Below are 22,210 nucleotides of genomic sequence, written 5' to 3' on the forward strand. Positions count from 1 at the left end.
CAGAATGATGACTGTTTAATGACGATCCGAGGCGCGATCGAATTAAATTGCCATCATCCTCAGTGCTTGGCCACCGAGGTGTTGAGCTTCAGATAGTCCAGCAGGATGCGCCCGGTTTCACTCAGGTAGGCGTCGTCTTCCGGCTTGGTCTTGTCCGGCTCGGCAGCAGCCAGTGCATCTTCGTCTTCTTTCTTCAGCTCTTTGAGCGGCTCCTCGCCCTTGGCTTTGCGACGGGCGTTTTCCAGGGCCAGTTGCTTGGCTTCGATATCGGCATGTTGCGCCCGACGATCGGCTTCATTGAGGCTGACGGTTTTTTCCGCCATCAGTTTCTGTGCCAGGGCCAGCTTGTCGCGGATGAACACGAACTCCGGATCTTTCGCCGAACGGCTTTCGTGTTCGGCCTTGAGCTGAGCCAGGAACGGTTTGAACGGGTCTACCGCAGGCTTGATGGCCGGGCGGATGGTGTCCCATGGCATGGCTTCAGGCAGGGCACTTTCGCCGATTTCCTTGGTGTCGATGATCGACGGATAGCCGATATCTGGCAGCACGCCCTGGTGCTGGGTGCTCTGCCCGGAAACCCGGTAGAACTTGGCCAGGGTCAGCTTCAGCTCGCCGTGGTTCAGCGGCTGGATGGTCTGCACGGTGCCTTTGCCGAAGGTCTGGCCGCCGATGATCAAGGCGCGGTGGTAGTCCTGCATGGCGCCGGCGAAGATCTCCGAAGCCGAAGCCGAGAGACGGTTGACCAGCAGTGCCATCGGGCCTTTGTAGAAGGCACCGGGGTTTTCATCTTCCAGTACATCCACCCGGCCGTCGGCGTTGCGCACCAGCACGGTAGGACCCTTGTCGATGAACAGGCTGGTCAGCTCGGTTGCTTCCTGGAGGGAGCCGCCGCCGTTGTTGCGCAGGTCGATGACCACACCGTCGACCTTGTCTTTCTGCAACTCGGTCAGCAGTTTCTTCACGTCGCGGGTAGTGCTCTTGTAATCCGGATCACCAGCGCGGAAGGCCTTGAAGTCCAGGTAGAAGGCCGGGATCTCGATCACCCCGAGCTTGTAGTCCTTGCCGTCCTGCTTGAGGTTGAGGATCGACTTCTTCACCGCCTGGTCTTCGAGCTTCACCGCTTCGCGGGTGATCGGCACGATCTTGCTGGTCTGGTCGTTTGGCGCATTGCTGGCCGGAATCACTTCCAGGCGTACCAGGGTGCCTTTCGGACCACGGATCAGCTTGACCACTTCGTCCAGGCGCCAGCCCACCACGTCGACCATTTCCTTGTCGCCCTGGGCCACACCGATGATCTTGTCCGCAGGGGCTACCTGCTTGGTCTTGTCCGCCGGGCCTGCCGGCACCAGGCGCACGACCTTGACCTGGTCGTTGTCGCTCTGCAACACGGCGCCGATGCCTTCCAGCGACAGGCTCATGTTGATGTCGAAGTTTTCCGCGTTATCCGGCGACAGATAGTTGGTGTGCGGGTCGTAGGACATGGCGAAGGTGTTGATGTAGGCCTGGAAGATATCTTCGGCACGGGTCTGGTCCAGGCGCGCCAGCTGGTTCTTGTAGCGCTTGGTCAGGGTTTCCTGGATCTGCTTGGGATCCTTGCCGGCGATCTTCATCCGCAGCACTTCGTCCTTGACGCGCTTGCGCCACAGGTCGTCGAGTTCGGCGGTGGTCTTGAGCCAAGGAGCATCCTTGCGATCGATCAGCAAGGTTTCCTTGGTGTTGAAGTCGATCTTGTCGACGCCCTTGTTAAGCTCGGCCAGGGCGAAGTCCAGGCGGGATTTGACCCGGTCCAGATAGCGCTTGTAGATGGTGAACCCGGCGTTCAGGTCGCCGCTCTTGAGGAAGTCGTCAAACTGGGTTTTCCATTTGTCGAACTCCGCGATGTCGCTGGCCATGAAGTAGCTGCGCGACGGATCCAGCAGCTTCAGGTAGCTGTCGTAGATGATCACCGAGCGCGCATCATCCAGCGGCGGTTTGCTGTAGTGGTGACGTTTGAGCAGTTCAACGACATTGAGGCTGGCAATTACCTCATCGCGATCGGGCTGAAGATTGTCCCAGCTATTGGCTGCGAACGTATTGGTCGACATCGGCAGCAGGCCGAAACCAATGAAAAGAGCGAGGGCGGTGCTGGGGAACAAATGCTTCATGCTGATTCGACGCGGGGGCAATTGATAACGCATATTAGGCCGTCTTTGAAGTCGCCGGTTCCATAAGGACCGGTCGCATAATGCAAAAAGCCCGGTGCTACCGCTCCGGGCTCAGTCCAGACTCACTATGGAGGCACTGTGAAAGCATTGCAAGGCGTTGAAGGTCATGTGGAGTGGGTGGAAGAGCCAAGTCCGGCCTGTGATGTGGGGCAAGTTCGCATTCGGGTGGCGGCTGCTGGCCTCAATCGGGCCGACCTGTTGCAGCGTGCGGGGCTCTATCCCCCACCTCCCGGAGCCAGCAAGGCCCTTGGCCTGGAATGCTCCGGGGTAGTCAGTGAAGTGGGCCCGGGTTCGTCCTGGCAAGTGGGTGATCGGGTCTGTGCCCTGCTGGCGGGCGGAGGCATGGCTGAAGAGGTGGTGGTAGATGCCCGCCATGTACTGCCAGTACCCGAAGGGTTGTCCCTGGCCGAGGCCGCGGCGCTGCCCGAGGTCTACAGCACAGCCTGGCTGAATCTGTTCCAGCTGGCAGCGCTCAAGCCGGGCGAGAAGGTCCTGCTGCACGCTGGCGCCAGTGGCGTCGGCTCGGCGGCTATCCAGCTGTGCAAGGCGTTCGGCAACCCGTGCTGGGTGAGCGTTGGTTCAGCCGATCGCCTGGCCTACTGCGAGAGCCTCGGTGCCCAGGGCGGTGTGGTGCGTACCGATGGCATTGAGGCGCTGCGGGACTTTGGGCCTTTTGATGTGATTCTCGACCCGGTGGGCGCCAATTATGTGGCCAACAACCTCAAGCTGCTGGCCCTGGATGGACGTTGGGTACTGATCGGCTTGATGGGCGGGCGCGAAGCGCAGCTGGACCTGGCCCAGGTGCTGGCCAAGCGGATCCAGTTTCTGGGGTCGACCCTGCGCAGCCGCAATGACCAGTTCAAGGCCGACCTGTTGAGCGACCTTGGACAGAATGTCTGGCCGTTGTTCAGCGAAGGGCGTCTGAGCCCGCAATTGGCCAGGACCTTTGCGATCCAGGATGCAGAAGCCGCTTTTGCGGAGCTGGCGACCAATCAGGTCTCGGGCAAGCTGGTGCTGGTGATCGACCCCAGCCTGACCTGAGCCCTGCAGGAGCCGGCTTGCCGGCGAAGGGGGCGCCAGGCCTGGCGGTCTGTTCGCTGGCAAGCCAGCTCCTACACAAGCCAGCTCCGAGGATCTCTGGGGCGGGTCACTTCCAGTGGTGGATCGGCCAGCCGGCTTTCTGCGCATGTTCACGCAGCACCGGATCCGGGTTCACCACCTGCGGGTGGTCCACGCGCAGCAGCAACGGCAGGTCATTGCGCGAGTCGGAGTAGAAGGTCGCGCCTTCCAGGTTTTCTTCCTCGGCATCCAGCCATTGCAGCAGGCGGGTGATCTTGCCCTCGCGGTAGGTCAGGGTGCCAACGGTGCGGCCGCTGTAGACCCCATGCTGCACCTCCAGCTCGATTCCCAGGACTTCGTCGATACCCAGGCGCGCGGCAATCGGTTTCACCAGGTGGGTGCCCGAGGCCGAGATCACCAGGATCCGGTCGCCGGCCTGGCGGTGGGCGGCAATGGCCTTGCAGGCGTCGCTGAAGATGATCGGCTCGATCACCTCTTCGACCCAGGGTTCGACCAGGTGCGCGACCTCTTCCGGGGTGCGTCCGCTCATGGGTTCCAGGCTGAAGTCCATGAACTCCTCCATGGCCAGCTTGCCATGGCTGTAGGCGTCCATCAGCTCATGGTTGCGGCGCATGAACGACTCGCTGTCGACCCAGCCCAGGCGGCCCATCTGTTCGCTCCAGAGGGTGGCGCAGTCGCCGTGAATCAGGGTTTCGTCCAGATCAAAAATTGCCAAGGCCATCAGTGCCGCTCTCTCTTCAGGATCAATTGCGTGAATGCCATCAGGCTACCTCACACAGGGCTGTCGGATCGATGCTCAATGCCAGACGCTGGCCGTCGGCGTGCAGATCATCGGCCGAGCGGTTGAGTACATCCACCACCAGCTCCACGCCTCGGGCCTCGACCCGATAGCGGATCACGTTGCCCAGCAGGCTGTGGCTGCGTACCAGCGCATCCAGTGGGCCTTCCTTGCGCAGTTCGATGGCTTCCGGGCGGATGGCGATGCGGCCGCTGACCGGCCGCTGCAGCAGCTTGCTGGCGCTGTCGGCATCCAGCAGGTTGTAGTTGCCGATAAAGCCCGCGGCGAAGGCGTCCACCGGGGCGGTGTAGAGGGTTTCGGCATCGCCGCTCTGGACGATCCGGCCCTGGTTCATCAGGAAGATCCGGTCGGACATGGTCAGGGCTTCTTCCTGGTCGTGGGTGACGAAGATCGTCGTCAGGCCCAGTTCCCGCTGGATGTTGCGGATCTGTTCGCGCAAGTGCTTGCGGATCCGTGCATCCAGGGCCGACAGCGGTTCGTCCAGCAACAGCAGGCGCGGGCGGGTCACCAGGGAGCGGGCCAGGGCGACGCGCTGGCACTGGCCACCGGACAGCTGGTGCGGGTAGCGGCTGGCGAAGTCGTTGAGCTCCACCAGTTGCAAGGCTTCCTGGACCCGCTTGCGGCTGTCTTCGGCGCCGACCTTCTGCATGCGCAGGCCAAAGGCGACGTTCTGTTCCACGGTCATGTTAGGAAACAGCGCGTAGCTCTGGAACACCATGCCGATCCCGCGTTTCTGCGGGCTCAGGGGCACGATGTCCTGGCCGTCGAGGAGGATCTTGCCGCCGTCCACCGGGGTCAGGCCGGCGATGCAGCGCAGCAGGGTCGACTTGCCGCAGCCGGAAGGGCCGAGCAGGGTAACGAACTCGCCCTTGCGGATTTCGCAATTGATGTCGCTGAATACCGTGGTGCCCGCATAGTTCTTTTGCAGGTGTTGGACGCTGACGAAGCTCATTGGCTTTTGTCCTTGTTCAAGATGTTGGCGGCCCAGGTCAGAAGCAGCACGAAGAAGAAGTAGGAAATCACCAGGGCGCTGGTGAAGTGGCCGCTGCTGTTGCGCATGTTGTTCAGGTAGACCTGCAGGGTTTCATAGCGGGTGCCCACCAGGATGTTGGCGAACACGAACTCGCCGAACAGGAACGAGAAGGACAGCAGCAGCGCCACCATCAGGCCCTTGCGCAGGTTCGGCAGGACCACCAGGAAGGCCGCCTGCCAGGTACTGGCGCCCAGCAGTTGGGCCGCGTCCATCAGGTCCCGCAGGTTGATCGCCTGCAAGTTGTTGGTGATGGCCCGGTACATGAACGGCAGTGCCACGGTGAAGTAGCAGCCGATGAGGATCCAGGGCGTGCCGACCATGGCGAAGGGCCCCGAACCATAGAGTTGCAGCAGGCCCACCGAGGACACCACCGGCGGCACCGCGAAGGGCAGCAGGATCAGGATGTTCATCAGCGCATCGAGCTTGGGGAAGTGATAGTGCACCACGAACAGCAGCGGCAGGATCAGCACCACTGAAAGCACCAGCGCACCCACGCAGACCAGCAATGACTGGCCGAAGGCATTGAGAAAACGTGGGTCGCTCCACAGCTGCAGGTACCACTTGAAGGTGAAGCCGCTGGGCAGGATGGTCGCCGACCAGCTGCTGGCAATCGAGTAGACGAAGGTCCCCAGCAGCGGCAGCAGAAGGATGGCAAACAGCAGGTAGACCATCACTCGGTGGTAGAGCGCGGCGGAGCCGGGTTCAGCGCGAGACATGGTAGCTCCTCTTCAACAGCAGTTGATGGACGATGGTCACCAGGGTCATCAGCGCCACCAGCACCACGGCCAGGGCGCTGGCCATGTTCGGATCCAGGGAGATGTCCCCGGAGACCATGGCGGCGATGCGGATCGGCAGGACGTTGAAGTTGCCGGTGGTCAGCGCGTAGACCGTGGCGTAGGCGCCCAGGGCGTTGGCCAGCAGGATGACGAAGGTGCCCAGCAGCGCCGGGGTCAGCACCGGCAGGCCTATATGCCGCCAGAACTGCCAGCCGTTGGCCCCCAGCAAGGCGGCGGATTCACGCCAGTCCTCGCGCAGGGCGTCGAAGGCCGGGTAGAGCAGCAGCACGCCAAGGGGGATCTGGAAGTAGGTGTAGAGAATGATCAACCCGGTCTTGGAGTACAGGTTGAAGTCCTGAATGATCCCCGACTGCTTGAGCATGATGGTGATGGTGCCGTTGAAGCCCAGCAGGATGATGAAGGCGAAAGCCAGGGGCACCCCGGCGAAGTTGCTGGTCATGTTGGCGAAGGCATTGACGAAGTTGCGCAGGCGCGAATCCACCCGGCGCAGCGAGTAGCTGCCCAGCACCGCGATGATGATGCCGAACACGCTGGACCAGAAACTGATCTCCAGGCTGTACTGGATGGCCTGCAGGTAGAACTTCGAGCTGAAGATCCTGGTGAAGTTGGCCAGGCCCCAGCCGAACTCTTCCGATTGCAGGCTGTTGATCAGCACCCACACCAGGGGGGCAATCTGGAACACGATGAAGAACAGGGCGAAGGGCACCAGGCACAGGGCCGCCAGCCATTTGCCACGGGTGACTGAATTCACTTCAACAGCTCCCGGCAGAAAGGTTTGTCATGGGGCGCGCCCAGCAATTGGCAGACGGTGCCGCACAGTTCGGTCTGTTTCGGCGCGGCAGCGGGGTCGAGGCTGAAAGCGTCGCCGAGAACGAACAGCGGGATCTCTCGCTCCTCGGCCAGCAGGCCATTGTGCGAGCGGTCGTTGTTCATGCCGTGGTCGGCCGTCACCAGCACCTGGTAGCCGGCGTCGAGCCAGCCTTGCAGGTAGTCGGCGAGAATGATGTCCGCCGAGCGCGCGCTGTTGCGGTACTGCGAACTGTCCAGGCCGTGCTTGTGTCCGGCGTCGTCGATGTTCATCGGATGCACCAGCAGCAGGTTGGGCTGATGGCGCAGGCGCAGGTCCTCGGCGTCGGCGAACAGATGGGAATCGGGGTAATGATCGCTCCAGTAGAAGTGGCCGTACTGGATCGGCAGTTCAGGGTTTGCGGTGTGCCGGTCTTGCGGGGCGTTGAAGGGCGAACGGTTGTACAGCTCGCTGACCCAGTGATAGGCCGCGGCGGCAGTGCTCAGGCCGGCCTCGCGGGCGTAGTGGAACAGGCTGCGCTGGTTGGACAGGCGCGAGACCTGGTTGTGCACGATACCGCTGTCGATCGGCCGCACGCCGGTGAGGATGCATTCGTACAGCGGGCGGGAGAGGGCAGGTAGTTCGCATTGCAGTTTGTACAGGGCGGCGCGGCCAGCACCGACGTAGGCTTGCAGGTGCCCCATGGCGTGTCGGGCAACTTCGTGGTTGAGGCCGTCGAGCACCACAAGGATGACGTTGTGCTTCATGAGGTGGAGGACTCCGGGATCGGGTGTGCAGGCGCCAGCTTGTCGGCGAGTGGCCTGTGTGCGCTTGTCTGTGCAGCGCCTTTGAGCCATTCGCCGGCAAGCCGGCTCCTACAGGGATGCAGCCTTACTGCATGTTGATGATCACTTCTTCCTGCCACTTCTGCGGCAGGCCCTTGGAGGTTTTCTCCCAGGCATCGGCGTCCTTGATCGGTGTTACGTGCTTGTACTGCTCGTTGGGCAGCAGGTTGGCCTGTACGTCCGCTGGCAGGGTCAGGTGCTCGGCACGGATCGGCCGCGCATTGCCGCGGGCCAGGTTGGTCTGGCCGGCGTCGCTGAAGATGTACTCGCGGGTCAGCTTGGCGGCGTTGGGATGCTTGGCGTACTTGTTGATGATGGTGGTGTAGCCGGAGATCACCGAGCCGTCCGACGGGATCAGCACGATGTAGTCGTCCTTGTTGACCATCTTGTTGCGGTAGCTCAGGCCGTTGAAGTCCCAGACCACGCCCACTTCCACTTCACCCTTTTCCATGGTGGCGATGGTCGGGTTGGCCAGGGACAGGCGCCCCTGCTTGGCGATCTCGGCGAACATCAGCAGCGCCGGCTGGATGTTCTTCTCGTCACCACCCTTGGCAATGGCGGCGGCCAGTACGCCGTTGGCGGCCTGGGCGGCGGTGCTCACGTCACCGATGGAAACCTTGTACTTGCCCTTTTCCAGGTCGGCCCAGCTCTTAGGCGCTTCGGAGCCGTGCAGCAGCTTCTTGTTGATGATGAAGGCGATGGTGCCGGTGTAGGCCAGCGCCCAGTTGCCGTCCTTGTCCTTGGCCCAATCCGGGACCTGGGCCCAGGTGCTCGGCTTGTAAGGCTGGGCCACGCCCTGCTTGACCGCGATCGGGCCGAAGGCCGCGCCAACGTCGCCGATATCGGCGCTGGCATTGTCTTTCTCGGCGGCGAACTTGGCGATCTCCTGGGCCGAGCTCATGTCGGTGTCGATGTGCTTGAGGCCATAGGTCTTGGCCAGGTCTTCCCAGGTGCCTTTCCAGTTGGCCCAGTCATCGGGCATGCCGACGCTATTGATCGCGCCTTCTGCTTTCGCAGCGGCTTCCAGGGTTTTCAAATCGTTATCAGCAGCCATGGCGGCAGTGCACAGGGCAATGGTCGAGCCTAACAGTGATGCCAGGAAAAGCTGTTTCATCCGAAGCTCCTTTGGGCGTGTTCAACGCTGCGTTTTATCGACAGTCTTGCGGTGGGTTGGTCTAGGTCAGCAATACCTGAGCCAATTTAGGCGGGTTGGATGACACTTTGATGTCGGTGCCAACGATCGGCGCGTGGATTAGGGCGCAGGTCCGGGGCTGCGAAATAAGCGTAGACCATGGCCAAACACGCGCAGAACAAGGATCTGGCTGGTAATTTGCAAGTTGGTGGCAGGCCCGCTGAGCGCCTTTGTCATCTGTCAGTCATATGCATTGCCTAGGCTTTGGGCACGGATGCAGAGCACTGCCCCGGCCATTGCGCTGCCCTGAAACAGTGCTGGTCTAGTCCAGATAGGTAACGTTGATGCGTATTGATGCAACCAAAGCGGTGACAGCCATCGGCCAGGTCCTGCAGGAGCAGATCGCCCACGGGCTGTTGGCGCCCGGTAGCAAGCTGCCGGCCGAACGCAAGCTCAGCGAGCTATTCGCCACCACCCGCATCACTGTGCGTGAGGCCCTGCTGCAACTGGAGGCCCAGGGCCAGATCTACCGTGAAGAGCGTCGTGGCTGGTTTGTCTCGCCGCCGCGCTTGGCCTACAACCTGATGCAGCGCAGCCACTTCCACGCCATGGTCAGCGCCCAGGGGCGGGTGCCCTCCACCGAGGTGATTTCCGCGCGCCTGCAACCGGCATCGGCGGCGGTCTGCGCCTGGCTGCAATTGCCAGCACTGTCCAGCGTGATCCAGATCTGCCGCGCACGACGCATCGATGAGCGGCTGGTGCTGTATGTCGAGCACTACCTGAACCCCAAGTATTTTCCGAAGATTCTCGATCTGGACCTGAACCAGTCGATCACCGAACTCTATGCCCGGCATTACGACCTGCACTACGGACGGGTGCGCTTTGAAATCGTGCCCACCTCACTGCAGCCGGAAGCGGCGGCGGCCTTGAAGGTCTCGGTGGGCAGCCCGGGGCTGCGGATTGCCCGGGTGAACTATGACCAGCACGAGCGGCTGATCGATTGCGACCTGGAGTTCTGGCGCCATGACGCGATTCATGTCGGTGTTGACGTTCTTTAGGCGCCAGTGTCGTTAGCCGGCAAGCCGGCTCCTACAGGATCACTCCTTTTCCGCGCCGCCGCCTGCGGTGATCACCTGGATGCTCATGCGCGGCGTAGCCAGGTCCAGCCCGGCTTCGTCGAGGTGACGCTTGAGGGACAGGTTGAACGCCCGGGACACTTCCCACTGCTTGATTGGTGCGGTCTTGAAACGGGCCCGGAGGATGGCGCTGCCGGACTCGAAACTCTCCACCCCCTGGATTTCCAGCGGCGACCAGATATTGCGGCGCTGCAGGGGGTCGGTGCGCATCTTCTGGCCGACATCGCGCATCAGCTTGATTGCGTCGTCGATTTCCATGTTGTACGGGATCGCCACGCGGAAGATCGCGTAGCCGAACTCCCGGGAGTAGTTCTTGATGCTCTTGATTTCGCTGAACGGGATGGTGTGCACGATGCCGTCGATGTCCCGCAGGCGCACGGTACGGATAGTTAGGCCCTCGACGGTGCCCAGGTGGCCGCCGACATCGACGTAGTCGTCGATGGCCAGGGAGTCCTCGATGATGATGAACAGGCCGGTGATCAAGTCCGCCACCAGGGACTGGGCGCCGAAACCGATGGCCAGGCCGATGACACCGGCACCGGCCAGCAGCGGCGTGACGTTCATGCCCATGTTCGCCAGGGCAACGATGGTGGCAATGATGAAGATCGCCACGAACAGCACGTTGCGGATCAGCGGCATCATGGTTTGCGCGCGCGCGTTGGCCAGGCCCTTGCGCGAACGGGTCAGGGCGTGATGCACCGCGGTGTCGCTGAGAATCCAGATCAGCCAGGCAAAGATCAGGGTGCCGCCGAGGCTGAACAGCTTGACGCTGACTTCATGGCCATCGCCTTCGGTGAAGCGGATCAGCGACATGCCCCAGACCCGCAGGCCGAGCTCGATGAATGCCAGCCAGACCGCCAGGTGAGCCAGGGTGTAGAAGAAGCTTTTCAGCCGCTCGGAGTACAGCGCATGGCGTTTGTGCCCGCGCTGGGGCTTGAGGGCATGGCGGCGTACCAGGCCGTTGATCACCATGCACAGCACCAGCAGTACCGTGCACAGCAACGACTGGCGCAGGGCGGTGCTGGTGTCGCCGGCGGAAACGAAGGTGGCGAACAGCGAGATACCTACCAGCACCAGGGCCGGCAGGTACCAGAAGGTGCCAATGATCTCGATGGTGTCGCTCAGGGCCCGGCGGGTCAGGCGCCGTGACAGCGGCTGGTTGCGGATCAGGTGGGCGATGGGGCGGCGGAAACGCAGGATGAACACGCCGGTGGACAGCGCTGCCATGACATTGGCGAAGGTCGCCGCGGTATGGGCCAGGTGCTGGCCCAGGCTGGCCACCATGCGTGGGTCGCTCAGGGCCTCGCCAAAGGCGGCGAAGCTGCCGATCCACCACAGCGGGCGGAAGGCCTGGCGCCGCAGGATGTACAGGGCGCGATGGCGGTGCGGGCCATCGAGTACGGAGAACGCCACCACGCAGATCGCCGAGAAACAGGTGCCGACCACCAGGGCGTAGGCCAGGACCATGGCTAGGTCCTTGCCCAGGGAAGAGGGCAGGGAGTAGGTCATGTAGACCGTGATCAACAGGGCGATCAGCCAGGGGCCGAGCTTGCGCAGGGCAAAGCGCAGCAGGTCCCAGGTCTTGGGGTGCTGGGGCAGGTCTTCGGTCAGGCCGAAGCGCAGGCGCACCCGGTGGCTGAGCCAGATCAGCGCTGCTGCCAGCAGGCTCCAGACCATGAGGATCAGGGCAAAGGCAAAGATGATCGGCAGCCACTGGCTGGCTGGCAGCATCAGTGCCGAGAGTTCTTCCTTGGCCAGGTCGAACTCGTCGGACCAGCGGGTAACCGGGCTGTCGACCCCGGAGAATTGCTTTTCCAGGTTCGACAGAGTGCCGCCGATCAGGCCCAGTACGCCTTCTTCTGGCGTGGGCTGGGCTTTTTTCGTGGCATCCCGCAGTTTCTTCAGGTCCGCCAGCAGCTTGGCCCGTTGCTGGTCGTTCTCCAGGGACTTGATCACCTCGTCCAGGGATTGCCCCAGGGGTTCCTCAGCCTGGGGCTGCGCCTTGGTCTGGTTGCCCAGCAAACCAGGCAAGCCCACCGCCTGGGCGCTCCCCAGGGGCAGCAGGGTCAGCAGGCAGGCGAGCACATAGCAGGGCAGGGCAAAAAGACGAGCGAACACTGGGCGGTCAACCTCGGGGAAAATGGATCGACCGAGTGTACGAGGCCGCCAAATTCAATGCGAGGGTGAGTGCTGCATTTATTCCGCGAGCTTGGCCAGGATCTTGTAGACCACGGTGCCGAGAATCAGCAGCATGCCGATCCACATGCTGAACACACCGAGGTTCTTGTCCCGGAAGTTGAAGCCGATGGCCAGCAGGATCATGCCCGTGAGAATGGGGATGAGCATGGAGTGGAACGAAGACATCGAGATCATGGCGACAGCCTTGTCAGGAGGAGTAACTGTAAGTCTAGGTCGCTTTGTCGCGGCCCGGGTTGATGTGCATCAGAAACAGGCGGGCGTGTGTCCACGCGCCCGCCCTCTGCCTCATGGCAGTTCGTGGCTAGCGTAGAAGGCGCTCAGCACTTTCACCAGATGAGCCAGGTCATGGCTGCCACAGAGCTCGCGGATCGAGTGCATGGCGAAGGTCGGCAGGCCGATGTCCACAGTGCGTACCCCCAGATGGCTGGCGGTGATCGGGCCGATGGTCGAGCCGCAACCCATGTCGCTGCGCACCACGAAGCTCTGTACCGGCACTTCTTCGGCCATGCACAGGTGGCGGAAGAAGCCGGCGGTTTCGCTGTTGGTGGCGTAGCGCTGGTTGCTGTTGACCTTGATCACCGGGCCGGCATTGAGCTTCGGCCCGTGGTTGGCGTCGTGCTTGTCGGCATAGTTGGGGTGCACGCCGTGGGCGTTGTCTGCGGAGATCAACAGCGACTTCTGAATGGTACGGACGAATTCGTCACCTTCGGGCAACAGGCGGCGCAGGGTCTGTTCGAGCATCGGGCCGTCGGCGCCGCAGGCCGAGCAGGAGCCGACTTCTTCGTGGTCGTTGCACACCAGTACGCAGGTTTCATCGCTGTCGGCCGTCAGCAGGGCCTGCAGCCCGGCGTAGCAGGACAGCAGGTTGTCCAGGCGTGCACCGGCTATGAAGTCACCGTGCAGGCCTATCACCGCGGCGCTCTGGGTGTCGTAGAAGCTCAGTTCGTAGTCCAGCACCACGTCGGCGTTCAAACCATGCTCGCGGGCCAGTTGGTCGGTCAGCACCGCGCGGAAATCCACCCGCTCGTCACCGGCGAACTGGGCCAGGATCGGTGGTAGTTCGTTCTGCGCGTTGATCGCCCAGCCCTGGTTGGCTTCACGGTTGAGGTGAATGGCCAGGTTGGGAATGATCGCGATCGGTGCCTTGAAGTCGATCAGCTGGCTTTCCACCTTGCCGTCGCGGCGGAAGGTCACGCGGCCGGCCAGGGACAGGTCGCGGTCGAACCACGGAGCCAGCAATGCGCCGCCGTAGACTTCGACGCCCAGTTGCCAGAAGCCCTGGCGTTGCAGTTCCGGCTGGGGCTTGACCCGCAGGCAGGGGCTGTCGGTGTGGGCGCCTACCAGGCGGATACCGCCTTGCAGGGGCGAATGCCGGCCCAGTTTGAAGGCGACGATGGAGGAGTCGTTACGGGTGACGTAGTAGCGGCCGTTGGCTTCGGTGGTCCATGGCTCGCGCTCGTCGAGGCGCTGGTAACCCGCCGCTTCCAGGCGCTGAACGAGGCTGGCAGTGGCATGGAAAGGGGTAGGGGAGGCCTTGAGAAAGTCGATCAGGCCTTGGTTCAACTCTTCGCGCATAAGTAGCTCCAGACAGCAGTGGCGCGAGTTTAACGTATAGGAGTGCCTTGTAGGAGCCGGCTTGCGGGCAAGGGCCGCTGGGGCGGCCTTTGCCCGCAAGCCGGCTTGGGCGGCGTGCGCTCAGAACGGCGCGGGGCAGTCGAAGCGCAGGCGCTCGCCGGTCTGGGGGTGGGTGAAGCTGAGCATGCTGGCGTGCAGGCACAGGCGTGGCCAGGCCGCCAGCGCCTGGGGGTGGGCGTACAGGCCATCGCCCAGCAGCGGGTGTCCGATGGACAGCATGTGTACCCGCAACTGATGGGAGCGGCCGGTGATGGGGGTCAATTCGACCCGGCACCAATCGCCGCAGCGTTCCAGCACTCGCCAGAAGGTCAGGGCGTGCTTGCCGAATTCGTGGTCCACCACATGCCGGGGTTTGGTTGGCGGATCATAACGCAAGGGCAGATCGATGCTGCCGCTGTCCAGTTCCGGCTGGCCCCAGCACAGGGCGGTGTAGGCCTTTTCGGTTTCGCGGTCATGAAACTGTCGCGACAGTTCGCGATGGGTATCAGCGTCCCGGGCCAGGAGAATGATGCCCGAGGTTTCCCAATCCAGCCGGTGGACGATACGGGCTTCCGGGTAGCCGTTTTCCTGCAGGCGGGTAATCAGGCAATCCTTGTTGTCGTCGGCACGGCCGGGGACGGAGAGCAGCAGGGTGGGTTTGTTCACCACCAGGACGGCGGCGTCCTGATGCAGGATGTGGATATTCGACAACGGCATTGAAACAGCCTCGTAACAAACGCCAACGGCGGCTCGCCGACCTCGATGCAATGCATGAGGCCCGCGAGCCGCCGTGGCTCCCGTCGGATCAATCAGCGATCAGGCAGGGTGATATTGAGTTCCAGGATCGAGCAGCTGCCCTGGTTTTCCAGAGCGACGTGCACGTCGTCGGACCCGATATTGACGTACTTGCGGATCACTTCCACCAGTTCCTTCTGCAAGGCGGGCAAGTAATCAGGGGTGCTGCGCTGGCCGCGTTCATGCGCCACGATGATCTGTAGACGCTCTTTCGCTACCGACGCGGTGCTGACCTTTTTGCTGGCACGAAAGAAGTCAAAAAGATTCATTATCTACCTCCAAACAGGCGCTCGAAGAATCCCTTCTTCTCGACATCAAGGAACCGGTGCTCCACGGTTTTGCCCAGCAGGCGGTCAACCGCATCGCTGTAGGCCTGGCCAGCATCACTCTGGTCGTCGAGAATCACCGGCACGCCCTGGTTGGAAGCCTTGAGCACTGCCTGGGATTCCGGAATGACGCCGAGCAGGGTCACTGCCAGAATTTCTTTGACGTCTTCAACACCGAGCATTTCGCCATTGCTGACACGCTCCGGGTTGTAGCGGGTCAACAGCAGGTGTTCCTTGATCGCGTCTTCGCCCTTTTCGGCGCGACGGGATTTGCTGGCCAGCAGGCCGAGCATACGGTCGGAGTCACGCACCGAAGACACTTCAGGGTTGGTCACGACAATCGCTTCGTCGGCGAAGTACATGGCCAGGTGCGCGCCTTTCTCGATACCGGCCGGGGAGTCGCAGACCACGAACTCGAAGGTTTCCTTGAGTTCCATCAGGACCTTTTCCACGCCTTCCAGGGTCAGCGCGTCTTTGTCGCGGGTCTGGCTGGCGGCCAGTACGTAGAGGTTTTCCAGGCGCTTGTCTTTGATCAGGGCTTGCTGCAGGTTGGCTTCGCCGTTGACCACGTTGACGAAGTCATACACCACGCGACGCTCGCAGCCCATGATCAGGTCGAGGTTACGCAGGCCGACGTCGAAGTCGACGATCACTGTTTTGTGGCCGCGCAGAGCGAGGCCGGTACCGATAGCGGCGCTGGTGGTGGTTTTACCCACACCACCCTTGCCGGATGTAACCACGAGAATCTTGGCCAAGGTGTTTCACCCCTAAGGAAAAAGGACTTTTAGCCCCTGAAAAACATCTCTTGAAAACTACTGCAGTCGGACAGCCTTGGCTGGAGCTCGGTCAGCGACAGGGTTTATCGTCGATAAACACTGCTGATTGCCAATTTCCTACTTCGTTTGAGCCGTTTTCGCTACGTTTTAGAGATGCTTGGAAAATGCGGCAGTATCCGTTAAAGACGTGTGATGTTCAACACGTCACCTGACAGGCTGACCTGGACTCCGGAGCCCCACAGAGGGTCGCGTCGCAGGTCCTCGGAAACCTTGTACTGGCCTGCGATGGAGATCAGTTCAGCGCTCAATTGCTGACAGAAAATCCGCGCCTTGGTGTCACCCTTGACTCCGGCCAGGGCGCGACCGCGCATGGGGCCGTATACATGGATATTGCCATCGGCGAGAAGTTCCGCACCGGGGCTGACCGAGGACACCACTACCAGATCGCCACCCTGGGCATAGATCTGCTGCCCGCCGCGTACGGGCGAGGTGATGATGCGAGTCGGTTTGATGGTGGGTTCCGGCGGTTTTTCCGGCTTCTTGATTTCACTTTCCGGTGGTTCCAACGGCCGCTCCCGGGCGCCGGAAGGCGGCAGCACCGGCAGGTCGACGGCAATCGCCGCGGCAATGTCTTCGATGCGGCTGGCGCGGATCGCCAGGGTCCGCAGGCCGTGCTGGCGGCAGACGCGCATCAGCCCGGGCAGATCCACCGAGCCTTCGCCAGCAGGCAGCTTGTCCAGGGCCAGTACCAGCGGGGCGTTGCTGAAGAAGTTCGGCGCCTGGGCGACTTTCGCGGCCAGTTGGCGATCGAGGCCTTCTAGGTCGTTGCGGGCCAGTTCCAGCACGGTGATGGCGAGCATGCTGCCCTTTAACTGGAACACAGGATCTTGGTCTAGCGATTCGGTTTGGCTCATGGTCTGCAGAAGGCGGCTTGTCACTAAAAGTGCCGAGACTTATAACGAGATCGCCCGCGCCCCGCAAGCCAGGTCGAACCGATGTAGAATGCGCGACCTTGTTGTCTGTCCCGGAATCTGTAATGGATCGCCCGCGTTTTCGAGCTGCATTCTTGTCTCCACGTTTCTGGCCGCTGTGGCTGGGGCTTGGTGTGTTATGGCTGATTGTCCAGTTGCCCTATGCCGCACTGCTGCACATCGGTCGAGCCCTCGGGGCGCTGATGTACCGGGTGGCCGGTGAGCGCCGGCGAATTGCCAAGCGCAACCTGGAACTGTGTTTCCCGGAAAAGTCCGCCGAGGAACGCAAACGCCTGCTCAAGGAGAACTTCGCCTCCACCGGGATCGCCTTCTTCGAGATGGCCATGAGCTGGTGGTGGTCCAAGCCGCGGCTGGCTCGGCTGGCCCATGTCGAAGGGCTGGACTACCTCAAGCAGGCCCAGCGCGACGGTCATGGGGTGATTCTCATGGCCCTGCACTTCACCACCCTGGAGATCGGCGCGGCGCTGCTGGGCCAGCAACACACCATCGATGGCATGTACCGCGAACACAAGAACCCACTGTTCGACTTCATCCAGCGCCGCGGGCGCGAGCGCCACAACCTCGATTCCCTGGCGGTGGAGCGCGACGACGTGCGCGGCATGCTCAAGCTGCTGCGGTCCGGGCGGGCGATCTGGTATGCGCCGGACCAGGACTATGGCGCCAAGCAGAGCGTTTTCGTGCCGCTGTTCGGTATCCAGGCCGCGACGGTCACCGCTACTAGCAAGTTTGCCCGCCTGGGCAAGGCGCTGGTGGTGCCTTTCACCCAGGAACGCCTGGCCGATGGCAGTGGGTACCGTCTGGTGATCCATGCTCCCCTGACGGATTTTCCCGGCGCCACCGAAGAAGAGGATTGCCTGCGGATCAATCAGTGGGTGGAAACCGCTTTGCGCGCCTGCCCCGAGCAGTACCTCTGGGCTCACCGTCGCTTCAAGAGCCGGCCGCCAGGCGAGCCCAAGCTCTATAAGAAGCGCGGCTGATCCTCTGGCCTTGATGAGCGGCCCTGGTACGCCATGGATGGAGTGAAGCAATGAGTGCTGGACCGGTAACAGGTTTGATTCTTTCCGGCGGTGGCGCCCGGGCCGCTTATCAAGTCGGCGTGCTGGCGGCGATTGCCGAGTTGCTGGGCCCGGGGGCGCGCAACCCGTTCCCGGTGATCGTCGGCACTTCAGCGGGGGCCATCAATGCCGTCAGCCTGGCCAGTGGCGCCGCGGACTTTTCTGCGGCGATCCAGCGCCTCACGGCGTTCTGGCGCAATTTTCGCAGTGATCAGGTAATGCGCAGCGACTGGCCCGGGGTCATTCGCCAGGCCAGCCGCTTTGTCGGCCACAGCCTGCTGGGGCTGGGTGCCCAGGTGCCGGTGGCGCTGATCAACAACTCGCCGCTGCGCGAGCTGCTCAACGAACACATGCACCTGTCGGGCATCAACGACGCGATTGCCCAGGGCCAATTGCACGCTGTGGCGGTAACCGCGTTCGGCTACGAATCCGGCCAGGCGGTGACCTTCTATCAAGGGGGCGGGGTGATCGATCCCTGGCTGCGGCATCGACGGATCGGCATTCCCACCCATCTGACGGTGGATCACTTGCTGGCCAGTTCGGCGATCCCCTTGCTGTTCGCGCCGGTGAAGCTCGACCAGGAGTATTTCGGCGATGGGGCGGTGCGCCAGTCGGCGCCCATCAGCCCGGCCCTGCACCTGGGGGCCAGCCGTGTGCTGGTGGTGGGCGTCAGCGGCAACCCGCGGGGCAACGATCCGGAGAGTGCCGGGCAGCGGACCTATACCGGTCAGGAGCCGACCCTGGCGCAGATTGGCGGGCACATGCTCAACAGCACCTTCATTGACAGCCTGGAAAGCGATATCGAATTGCTGGAGCGGCTCAATCACTTCAGCCGGTTGCTGCCCGGCAGTGCTGCCGACCGCGCCCTGGGCATTGCTCCAGTGGAAGTGCTGGTGATTGCCCCCAGCCAGCCCATCGATGAGATTGCCGCTCGTCATCGGCATGAGCTGCCGGCAGCGTTGCGTGTATTCCTGCGTGGGCCCGGGGCGACCCGCACCAGCGGCGCAGGGGTCTTGAGCTATCTGCTGTTTGAAGCGGCCTACTGCAACGAGCTGATCGAGCTGGGACGCAGTGACGCCCTGGCCAAGCGCGAGGAGCTGGCGCGCTTCCTTGGGCTGGCGCGCGCGCCACGGGCCTGAATCCGCTTGGGAGCATGCATGCGCCTGCGTGCGGAACAATGCGCGTAGCCCTTCCTGCTCTCTATTGCCGGCGCTACCGAGTGCCGGTGCAGTCTTTTAAGATCAATCTGATTACAAAGGTTCGGGATCGCTTGGATGATGGTGGAGATCAATGTCGATCATCATCGCGGTTCCTCCTGCTTTCTACGGCCATTTGCTGTCAATTGTGGACATTGTCTTGAGGAGCCTGCGACGCAAATGTGGTAGGTAGTCTCATGCAACGATTGGTCCGCTCGACGCTGTCGGGCCTTTTTACGATGTCCCTCGTGGCTGTGTCGATCCAGGCGCGAGCTGCTGAGTACGGCCAGATTGATCTCTCCAATCCGGCTGGCGGTGATTCGATGAACCTGCATCCGGGCGACTCCGTGATCTATGACGGCCCGGGGGCGGCGATCAACATTTCGGCCAAGGGCAATAACCTGAATGCCGAAGGGGTTGATATCCAGGCCGGTTCCCCGGGCGGCAACTTCACGGTCGGGGTCAGCGCCAGCGATGGTGGACACGTGACTCTGGTGGATAGCCAGGTACTGAGCCACCGCACTTACGCGCTCGAGGCCCGTGGTCCTGGCAGTGAAATCGTCGCCACCGGCACCTCGCTCACTTCCCGGCAGTCATTTGGTGCCTACGCGTACGGTGGTGGCCGTATCACGCTTGACGGTGGCAGCATTACCACCCTCGGCATCTATGGCTATGGCGTGGTCGCCTCGGGTGCGGGAACGGCTCTGGACGCTCGTAACCTGAGCATCTCTACCAGTAATGCCAGCGGATATGGCGCCGAGGTGTCCCAGCGCGCCTCAATGACGCTGGAGGCGGTCACCATCAATACGGCGGGCGAGGACGCTTCGGTTCTGTATGTCAGGGGGGCCGGGTCAAGCCTGGCCTTCATCGACAGCCATGGCACTTCTGCCAGCTACTCCGGCGCCCGACTTTATGGTGGCAAATTCTCGATGCTTGGCGGCAGCCTCACCGCCCACGAGGACGCAGTATTTCTGGGGTACGACTTCGACGGCGTTGGCTCGTCAGCCGATATTCGCGATGCAACGCTGAGCTCCAGCAATGGCTATGGGCTCAACCTCAATGGCGACGCCGCCAGCGCCACGTTGAATAACGTCCGCATCAGCTCCTCTGGAGCTCAAGCAGGCGGAATATGGATGTTCATGCCCGAGACGAAGCTGGTGGCCGATCGCTTCAGCATCGACACCTACGGCGCCCAGTTTGCCCACGGGCTGGATAACCGGGCCGGCCAGGCGACGCTGAGCAACGGCAGCATCACCACTCATGGTGCGAATTCGCTGGGTTTGTACCTGTACAACCAGTTCGACAGCGATGCCAGCATTGAGGCGAGCAATATCAGGATTGAAACCTTTGGCGCCGGATCCTTCGGCGCCCTGGCACAAACTACGGGAGCCGACCTGCGCCTGGCACAGTCTGAGGTCGTCACCCATGGGCAAGCGGCCCATGGTCTGTTCGTGCGGGCGGACGATGCGCGTCTGGCCGTCAGTAGCACCGAGGTCATCACCAACGGCAACGGTGCGTCCGCCCTGGCACTGGGCAATGGTGCGGTGGCAACTTTGGAGAACTCCCGGCTGGCCACTCACGGGGACCTGGCGTCTGGCGTCTGGAGTTATGTCAACAGCGGGACGGCGAGCAATAGCCTTTCGCTGACCGGCAGTCAGATCAGTACCCAGGATGGCGCAGGCTTGCTGGCCAGTGGCGGCGATCATCAGTTCACTCTGATGAACTCGAGCATTGTTGCGCGTGCCGATGGGCAGGAGGCCCGGGGCATCTTTCTGCAGACCCGCCAGGCAATGTTGAACAATGTTCCCGTCGATACCGGCCAGGTCAGTGTCGAGGCCAGCGGCTCGACGCTGGTGGGCGATGTCTTTGCCCAGAACGGCAGTGTGGACCTGAGCCTCAGCGCCGGCTCGGAATTGACGGGGGCTCTGCGGGCCGAGAGCGGAGGGCGGATCAACAGCCTGCTGCTCGATGACAGCAGCCGCTGGAACATACGCGGTGACTCGACACTGGGCACCTTGACCAACAACGGTACGCTGGTGTTCGGCGCAGCCGGTTTCCAGACCCTGACCGTTAACGACTACATCGGTAATGGCACGATGGTATTCAACACCCACCTGGGCGACGACACGTCCCCCAGCGACCGGCTGGTCATCGATGGTGGAACGGCCAGTGGCCGAACCGCAGTGCGAGTGCTCAACGCTGGCGGTAAGGGGGGGCTGACGCAGGAAGGGATCCCCCTGGTGCAGGCGATCAATGGCGGAACCATCGCAGCCGACGCCTTCTACCTGGACACGGGCTCCAGCGGTTATCGTTGGAGCGTCGGCAGCCTTTCGATCAATGGCTATGAGTACAGCCTGGTGCAAGGTGGCATCTCGGGCAACACGAATGACTGGTACCTGACCTCAGAAGCCAGCCAGGTGGCACCGGAAGGCGGGGCATATATCGGCACCCAGCAGGCCACCAGGACAATGTTCGACCATGGCCTGCAGGACCGTGCAAGCAAGCGCAGCCTGGGGGCCGACCGCCAGGATTCGGGACTCTGGATGCGGGCCCAGGGGCGGCATGACAAGGGCATGCGCATGGCCGAAGGCAAGGTCGATATCGATTCCAGCAGCGATGTGGTGCAGATGGGCGGGGCGGTGCTGCGCCGGCCTGTGGGCGCGCAAGGTGCGCTCTATGCCGGGCTCATGGCGGGCTATGGCGACGCGCGCATCGACTCGACCTCCACATTGATGCGCCGCGACACCAATACTGCTGTTCGCGCGAAGGCCCATGGCAAGGTCTCGGGTTATTCGGCGGGCGTGTATGGCACTTTCTATGCGGATGACGTGAACCGGCTGGGCGCCTATGTCGACACCTGGTTGCAGTATGGTCGCTATACCAACCGGCTGAGCAGTGAACTGGGGTCCGCCGATTATGATTCGAACCTATGGTCGGCCTCCCTGGAGTCCGGGTATGCATTGGCGCCATTTGCCGCTGATTCTCCCTTCCGGGCCTGGGTGGTGGAGCCTCGCGGGCAGCTGATCTATAGCCGTTATACCGCCAGCGCCGCAGACTTGCGGGATACGCGGTTGCGCAATGGCACTGCCGATGCCTGGCGTTCCAGTATTGGCGTGCGGCTCTACCAGCAGCCTGGTCAGGCGGCCGATGAATCGGTGCTGCGACCCTTTGTCGAAACCAACTGGCTGCATAGCGAGGCGGTGCCGTCGGTACGGATGGGGAGTAACAGCTTCGATGCCAGGCCATCGCGGGATGCTCTGGAATTGAAGGTAGGAGCCCAGGTGCGGGTCGCTCGGGATGTGGAGCTATCCAGTCATCTATTCGGCCATTCGGGAAGCGCCAGCGAGCACGGTTACGGCGGGCAGTTGAACCTGAGCTACAGCTGGTAGTGCTTGCAGGTCTTGTGGCAAACCCAGCGAGGACGGCCTCCAGCTCAAGGAGGCC

Annotated in this window: 19 protein-coding genes; 5 read left to right on the forward strand and 14 right to left on the reverse strand. The window is 62.3% G+C overall.

All coding sequences use genetic code 11. From position 1 onward, the window contains the following. Positions 1-59: 59 nt before the first annotated feature. Positions 60-2,144: a carboxy terminal-processing peptidase gene (locus tag AC1RGE_RS20095; RefSeq protein WP_492584886.1), complete on the reverse strand. Its 2,085-nt coding sequence runs from the start codon at positions 2,142-2,144 to the stop codon at positions 60-62. Between the two features lie 138 nt (positions 2,145-2,282). On the opposite strand from AC1RGE_RS20095, the gene AC1RGE_RS20100 reads away from it, so the two are divergent. After that, positions 2,283-3,245: an NAD(P)H-quinone oxidoreductase gene (locus tag AC1RGE_RS20100; protein ID WP_011062662.1), complete on the forward strand. Its 963-nt coding sequence runs from the start codon at positions 2,283-2,285 to the stop codon at positions 3,243-3,245. A gap of 106 nt (positions 3,246-3,351) precedes the next feature. Here AC1RGE_RS20100 and AC1RGE_RS20105 read toward each other — a convergent pair whose 3' ends face one another. The 6 genes from AC1RGE_RS20105 to AC1RGE_RS20130 all read right to left on the reverse strand — a co-directional run bounded on the left by AC1RGE_RS20105 (position 3,352) and on the right by AC1RGE_RS20130 (position 8,659). Beyond that, the gene (locus tag AC1RGE_RS20105) at positions 3,352-4,005 is read right to left on the reverse strand and encodes an HAD family hydrolase (RefSeq protein ID WP_011062661.1); all 654 of its coding nucleotides are present in this window, start codon (positions 4,003-4,005) and stop codon (positions 3,352-3,354) included. Positions 4,006-4,045: 40 nt separating this feature from the next. Continuing rightward, positions 4,046-5,035, reverse strand: a complete 990-nt coding sequence (locus tag AC1RGE_RS20110) for an ABC transporter ATP-binding protein (RefSeq protein WP_011062660.1) — start codon at positions 5,033-5,035, stop codon at positions 4,046-4,048. Continuing rightward, the gene (locus AC1RGE_RS20115) at positions 5,032-5,832 is read right to left on the reverse strand and encodes an ABC transporter permease (protein WP_011062659.1); all 801 of its coding nucleotides are present in this window, start codon (positions 5,830-5,832) and stop codon (positions 5,032-5,034) included. The genes AC1RGE_RS20110 and AC1RGE_RS20115 overlap by 4 nt, the downstream gene beginning before the upstream one ends. Further along, a complete protein-coding gene (locus tag AC1RGE_RS20120) occupies positions 5,819-6,664 on the reverse strand; it encodes an ABC transporter permease (RefSeq protein WP_011062658.1) in 846 nt (281 codons plus the stop codon). Before AC1RGE_RS20120 ends, AC1RGE_RS20115 begins: the two co-directional genes overlap by 14 nt. Continuing rightward, complete coding sequence (locus tag AC1RGE_RS20125) at positions 6,661-7,467, reverse strand: alkaline phosphatase family protein (RefSeq protein WP_492584888.1); 807 nt, start codon at positions 7,465-7,467, stop codon at positions 6,661-6,663. The genes AC1RGE_RS20120 and AC1RGE_RS20125 overlap by 4 nt, the downstream gene beginning before the upstream one ends. A gap of 124 nt (positions 7,468-7,591) precedes the next feature. Then, positions 7,592-8,659, reverse strand: a complete 1,068-nt coding sequence (locus AC1RGE_RS20130) for an ABC transporter substrate-binding protein (protein ID WP_072442800.1) — start codon at positions 8,657-8,659, stop codon at positions 7,592-7,594. Between the two features lie 362 nt (positions 8,660-9,021). Between AC1RGE_RS20130 and AC1RGE_RS20135 the strand changes: the two genes are divergently transcribed. Then, a complete protein-coding gene (locus AC1RGE_RS20135) occupies positions 9,022-9,735 on the forward strand; it encodes a UTRA domain-containing protein (RefSeq protein WP_011062655.1) in 714 nt (237 codons plus the stop codon). Between the two features lie 39 nt (positions 9,736-9,774). On the opposite strand, the gene AC1RGE_RS20140 is transcribed toward AC1RGE_RS20135, so the two are convergent. The 7 genes from AC1RGE_RS20140 to minC form a co-directional block, all read right to left on the reverse strand. Beyond that, on the reverse strand, positions 9,775-11,931 hold the full coding sequence (locus AC1RGE_RS20140; RefSeq protein ID WP_492584890.1) for a mechanosensitive ion channel family protein: 2,157 nt from the start codon (positions 11,929-11,931) through the stop codon (positions 9,775-9,777). Positions 11,932-12,009: 78 nt separating this feature from the next. Continuing rightward, positions 12,010-12,186, reverse strand: a complete 177-nt coding sequence (locus tag AC1RGE_RS20145) for a hypothetical protein (RefSeq protein WP_011062653.1) — start codon at positions 12,184-12,186, stop codon at positions 12,010-12,012. Positions 12,187-12,297: 111 nt separating this feature from the next. Continuing rightward, entirely contained in the window at positions 12,298-13,587 is a 1,290-nt protein-coding gene (locus AC1RGE_RS20150; RefSeq protein WP_041119454.1) for a M18 family aminopeptidase, read from the reverse strand. A gap of 120 nt (positions 13,588-13,707) precedes the next feature. After that, entirely contained in the window at positions 13,708-14,343 is a 636-nt protein-coding gene (locus AC1RGE_RS20155; protein WP_041119453.1) for an RluA family pseudouridine synthase, read from the reverse strand. Positions 14,344-14,435: 92 nt separating this feature from the next. Continuing rightward, on the reverse strand, positions 14,436-14,690 hold the full coding sequence (minE, locus tag AC1RGE_RS20160) for a cell division topological specificity factor MinE (RefSeq protein WP_007898843.1): 255 nt from the start codon (positions 14,688-14,690) through the stop codon (positions 14,436-14,438). Next, positions 14,690-15,502 (reverse strand): septum site-determining protein MinD, encoded by an 813-nt coding sequence (gene minD / locus AC1RGE_RS20165; protein WP_011062650.1) that lies wholly within the window; start codon positions 15,500-15,502, stop codon positions 14,690-14,692. The genes minE and minD overlap by 1 nt, the downstream gene beginning before the upstream one ends. A gap of 200 nt (positions 15,503-15,702) precedes the next feature. After that, on the reverse strand, positions 15,703-16,437 hold the full coding sequence (minC, locus tag AC1RGE_RS20170) for a septum site-determining protein MinC (RefSeq protein WP_011062649.1): 735 nt from the start codon (positions 16,435-16,437) through the stop codon (positions 15,703-15,705). A 122-nt stretch (positions 16,438-16,559) separates the two neighbouring features. Here minC and AC1RGE_RS20175 point away from each other — a divergent pair, with 122 nt between their 5' ends. The 3 genes from AC1RGE_RS20175 to AC1RGE_RS20185 all read left to right on the forward strand — a co-directional run bounded on the left by AC1RGE_RS20175 (position 16,560) and on the right by AC1RGE_RS20185 (position 22,155). Next, on the forward strand, positions 16,560-17,492 hold the full coding sequence (locus AC1RGE_RS20175) for a lipid A biosynthesis lauroyl acyltransferase (RefSeq protein WP_072450669.1): 933 nt from the start codon (positions 16,560-16,562) through the stop codon (positions 17,490-17,492). A gap of 50 nt (positions 17,493-17,542) precedes the next feature. Then, on the forward strand, positions 17,543-18,709 hold the full coding sequence (locus tag AC1RGE_RS20180; RefSeq protein WP_011062647.1) for a patatin-like phospholipase family protein: 1,167 nt from the start codon (positions 17,543-17,545) through the stop codon (positions 18,707-18,709). A 254-nt stretch (positions 18,710-18,963) separates the two neighbouring features. Next, positions 18,964-22,155, forward strand: coding sequence for an autotransporter family protein (locus AC1RGE_RS20185; protein ID WP_011062646.1), 3,192 nt, complete (start codon positions 18,964-18,966; stop codon positions 22,153-22,155). Positions 22,156-22,210 lie beyond the last annotated feature (55 nt).

The organism is Pseudomonas sp. GW823-FHT02C05 (assembly GCF_058797595.1).